Source organism: Gardnerella sp. 26-12 (assembly GCF_001660745.1).
In the GTDB taxonomy this organism is placed as follows: domain Bacteria; phylum Actinomycetota; class Actinomycetes; order Actinomycetales; family Bifidobacteriaceae; genus Bifidobacterium; species Bifidobacterium swidsinskii.
On sequence record NZ_LWSR01000069.1, the window covers coordinates 1 to 4,932 of the forward strand.

3 protein-coding genes and 1 tRNA gene are annotated in these 4,932 nt (G+C 44.6%); all 4 read right to left on the reverse strand.

The features are described 5' to 3' along the window. Positions 1–95: 95 nt before the first annotated feature. Positions 96–169, reverse strand: a tRNA-Leu gene (locus tag A5295_RS04250). A 233-nt stretch (positions 170–402) separates the two neighbouring features. Next, positions 403–1,842 (reverse strand): pyruvate kinase, encoded by a 1,440-nt coding sequence (pyk, locus tag A5295_RS04255; RefSeq protein ID WP_064621810.1) that lies wholly within the window; start codon positions 1,840–1,842, stop codon positions 403–405. Between the two features lie 235 nt (positions 1,843–2,077). Further along, on the reverse strand, positions 2,078–4,192 hold the full coding sequence (uvrB, locus tag A5295_RS04260) for an excinuclease ABC subunit UvrB (protein ID WP_064621812.1): 2,115 nt from the start codon (positions 4,190–4,192) through the stop codon (positions 2,078–2,080). A gap of 20 nt (positions 4,193–4,212) precedes the next feature. Further along, positions 4,213–4,917: a dephospho-CoA kinase gene (gene coaE / locus A5295_RS04265; protein WP_064621814.1), complete on the reverse strand. Its 705-nt coding sequence runs from the start codon at positions 4,915–4,917 to the stop codon at positions 4,213–4,215. Positions 4,918–4,932 lie beyond the last annotated feature (15 nt).

A 4,932-nucleotide genomic window follows, 5' to 3' on the forward strand; every position in this document is an offset into this window, starting at 1 on the left:
AGATGTGTATAAGAGACAGCGCTTATTGTTTATGTACGAGACATTAAAATATAAAATAAAAACGTCGCCTAGCAAGCTAAGCGACGTCGTGCACGTGCCCCCGGTGAGACTCGAACTCACACTGCACAGATTTTGAGGCTGTTTCCTCTACCAATTGGGATACAGGGGCATTTTTAATTTTCCGCATTTTTTTGCGACTTGTTGACTATAGCACACTTTAAGCCACATGCAAATAGTTAAAGCGTTTTGCGCGTGTCGCAAATCAACAATATTGATCATACATAACATAATGCGCGCAAACTGCAAAACAGCTAGCGCGCATTACGCAAACTATACTACTGCGCAAATGCACTTAAACTAGAAGAACTAGCGTATTAGTACAAGAAACGCAGAATCAAGCAATTAGTCGCAAGCACCGACGGTGTGAACGTAGATGGAGTCAGTGCGACCAGCCTGGCGTTCACCCTGAGCAGTGCTCAAGATAACAATCTGATCACCATCGGAAACCTTACCGGCTTCGCGAAGAACCTTGTCAGTGAAGATCATCAAATCGTGACGATTCATGTCATGGTAATCTTCATCAATCAAGAAGCCTTCAGTGCCCCAGCTCAAAGCCAACCAACGATAAGTGTGCTCATTGTTAGTCAAGCCAAAGATTGGAGCGGTTGGGCGTTCACGAGAAATACGATGAACTGTGCGACCAGTCTGAGTGTAAGCAACAATAGCCTTAGCATTAAGCTTATCTGCCAAATCAACAGCTGCAGAAGAAACAGCACCGGTGCTAGACATATCAAGCTCAACAGCAGGAATGCGATCATAGCCGTGCTCAGTTGCGTACTGAGAAATACGGGACATGGTCTTTACGGTAACATCTGGGTACTTACCAACAGCAGTTTCGTTAGAAGTCATTGTTGCGTCAGCACCGTCGAGAACAGCGTTAGCGCAGTCAGAAGCTTCTGCACGGGTTGGAACTGGAGAGTTAACCATTGTGCCAAGAACTTCAGTAGCAACGATAACTGGCTTTGCATAGCGACGAGAAAGCTCGATGCAACGCTTGGTGACCAGTGGAACCTCTTCGAGAGGCATTTCAACAGCCATATCACCACGAGCAACCATAATGCCATCGAAGGTCTTAACAATCTCTTCCAAGTTTTCAACAGCCTGTGGCTTTTCAATCTTGGCGACAATTGGAATACGACGACCTTCTTCGTCCATGATTTCGTGAGCGCGATTAATATCGGTAGCGAAACGCACGAAGGACATAGCAATAATGTCAGCGCCGGTGCGAATAGCCCAACGAAGATCAGCCTCATCCTTTTCAGTCAAAGCTGGAAGAGAAACTGCAACACCTGGGAGGTTAATGCCCTTGTGGCTGGAAACTGGACCAGCAACAATAACCTTAGTGTGAACGTCGTTGCCTTCTACCTTGGTTACCTCAAGACGAACCTTACCGTCATCGATAAGGATTGGGTCGCCTGCGTGGCAATCTCCTGGCAAGCCCTTAAAGGTTGTAGAAGTGCGGTGCTCGTCACCTTCAACATCATCAGTAGTGATGATGAACTCCTGACCTTCTTCCAAATAAACCTTATCTTCGCCTTCAGCGTTCTTCTTGAACCAACCGCAGCGAATCTTTGGACCTTGCAAATCAACAAGAGCAGCAACATTGCGGCCAGTGGACTTGGAAGCTGCACGAACGTTGTTGTAAACGCGCAAATGATCTTCAGGAGTGCCGTGAGAACGGTTCAAACGAGCAACATCCATACCGGCTTCAACAAGCTTGGTAATACCTTCCAAGGATTCGGTAGCTGGACCAATAGTATCAACGATTTTGGCTTTACGCATAATGCCTACCTATTTTCTATTTCTGTTTATTTTTTATGAGCGATTTAATGATAGAAACCATAAAACGCCCAATTCCGCTTTCCAGTGTATCAACGTATTGTGACCGCTTATTGTATTTATTCGGCGTTTTGTGAACGCTCACAAAAAATAACATAAAATCGCAGAAAATACTTGTATAACGCTCAGATAATGCTTGAACAATAGTTGAATAATAATTGAGAATAATAGTTATTTTCTAACTTTGAGCATCGCTTATTTGACGCAACTCTTTCTTTAGATCGCGTATCTCGTCGCGCAAACGCGCTGCAAGCTCGAATTGCAACTGCTCTGCAGCAACATGCATCTGCTCATTCAAATTTTTAATCAACGACATAATATCGTCTTGCGGCAACTCAGAAACATTCGCCATACGCTTTTCTTTGCTTTGCTGCCCAAGATTTGGCTCTTTTGGCACGCCATAATGCGAGTTCCCAGCCTTATTAGCATTCCTGTAACCGCCTGCTAGCAAAGTTTGAGTATCAACATCCTCTTTAGCAAGCATGTCGTTCACATCACTAATCTTCTTTCGCAAAGGCTTAGGATCAATTCCATGAGCCTTGTTATACGCGATTTGCTTTTCACGACGGCGCTCTGTCTCGCTAATCGCCTTGCTCATAGCATCAGTAACAGTATCCGCATACATAAGAACAGTTCCAGAAACGTTACGAGCAGCACGACCAATCGTCTGAATAAGCGAACGGTAAGATCTTAAGAAACCTTCCTTATCTGCATCCAAAATCGCAACAAGCGAAACTTCCGGCAAATCCAAACCCTCACGAAGTAAATTAATGCCAACAATCACGTCAATTTTTCCTTCGCGAAGCTCGCGCAAAAGCTCCACTCTGCGCAAAGTATCAACATCCGAATGCAAATACTCAACTTTAATACCAAGCTCAAGGAAGTAATCAGTTAAGTCTTCCGCCATTTTCTTCGTAAGCGTAGTAACAAGAACGCGCTCATCTTTTGCTACTCGCGCCTTGATTTCCGCAAGCAAATCGTCAACCTGCCCTTCCACAGGTCGAACCTCAATCTTAGGGTCAAGCAAGCCAGTTGGGCGAATAATCTGCTCAACTACGCCATCCGAAAGCCCAAGCTCGTAATCTCCAGGCGTTGCAGAAAGATACACAGTTTGACCAACATGCTCCAAAAATTCTTTCCACTTTAACGGGCGATTATCCATTGCAGAAGGCAGCCTAAAGCCATGCTCTACAAGCGTTCTTTTGCGCGAAGCGTCGCCTTCATACATGGCTCCAATTTGCGGAACTGTTACATGTGACTCGTCTAAAACAAGCAAAAAGTCATCTGGGAAAAAGTCAAGCAAAGTATGCGGAGGCGTGCCAGCCGCACGGCCGTCAAAATGCCTAGAATAATTTTCCACTCCTGGGCACACTCCAACCTGGCGGAGCATCTCCAAATCATACGTAGTTCGCATTTCCAAACGCTGAGCTTCCAGCAATTTGTTCTGCTTTTTAAGCTGAGCTACTCTCTCGTCGCGCTCTTTTTCAATCGCCTCTAACGCGCGCTCCATGCGCTCCGGTCCTGCAATGTAGTGAGATGCTGGGAAAATATGAACGCTACTCTCCTGGCGAATTACTTCTCCTGTAAGAGGATGTAACATAGTAATTCTGTCGATTTCGTCACCGAAGAACTCAATTCGCACAGCTAATTCTTCGTACACTGGAATAATCTCAACCGTGTCACCGCGCACTCTAAAAGTTCCGCGCGTAAACGCAATGTCATTGCGCTTGTATTGCATGCTAACAAATTGACGTAATAAATCGTCTCGCTCAAGCTGCTCCCCAACACTCAGCATAAGCATTCGCTCGGCATACTCCTCTGGGGTACCGAGTCCATAAATGCACGAAACAGTAGCTACAACAACGCAATCCCTGCGCGTAAGCAAATTCGCTGTAGCAGCGTGACGAAGACGCTCAACATCGTCGTTAATATTCGAGTCTTTTTCAATATACGTGTCTGTTTGCGGAATGTACGCTTCTGGCTGATAGTAGTCGTAGTAAGACACAAAATAGCTCACAGCATTATCTGGCATAAGCTCGCGAAACTCCGCGCAAAGCTGAGCTGCCAAAGTTTTATTCGGCTCAATAATAAGTGTAGGCCGCTGCAAACGCTCAATCAGCCAAGCGGTTGTAGCAGTTTTACCGGTGCCAGTTGCGCCCATTAAAACAACGTCGTTTTCGCCGTTTTCAATGCGATTTGCTAACTCTTCGATTGCTTGCGGCTGGTCGCCCGAAGGCTTGTATGGCGCTTTTACTACAAAAGGCTTGTTTGTGCGCTGAATTTTATTCGACATGTATTTACTTCCCCAGTTTTTTACTTCCCCAGTTTCGTCATTTCAGCGCTTTTATTGTTTGCGTCACACAACCATGATTTTAGCGTATTGTCAACACTGTTAAGCATCGATTCCATTGGTTTAGTGGAATCAACTACAAAATCTGCGATATTTTTTCGCATTTTACTAGGAAGCTGACTATTTATGCGCGCCAAAGCCTGATCCTCAGTCATATTTCGCTCGCTTATCATTCGTTTAACGCGAATTTCTTGAGGCGCTTCAACAGTAATAATATGGTCAAAACTAAATGGAATGCTGTCGATTACTTGCGCAAGGAGCGGAATATCGTGCACAATAACTGAATTTATACTGTCCAACACGTTGCGATTTTCCTTAGAAATTTTACTAATATACTCGCTTTCATACTTGCTTTCTAAGAGCTTTGCGCAATCATAAATAGCAGGATGAATAAGCGACTCAAGCTTCTTACGATTTGCATAACTCTCATCGGAGTACCCAAAAACATGCTTTGCAATAAACTCGCGATTTAAAGAGCCATCATTCAGAACGACATTCTCCCCAAAAATGCTTACGATTTGCTGAAATACGTAACCTCCTGGCTTCACAACTTCGCGCGATAAAACATCGTAATCTATAACAAAAGCGCCAAGCGAACGCAAATGATTTACTACTGTAGATTTTCCGGCAGCAATTCCGCCCGTTACAGCAATCCGCATTATTGTCATATATAAATTATAAAT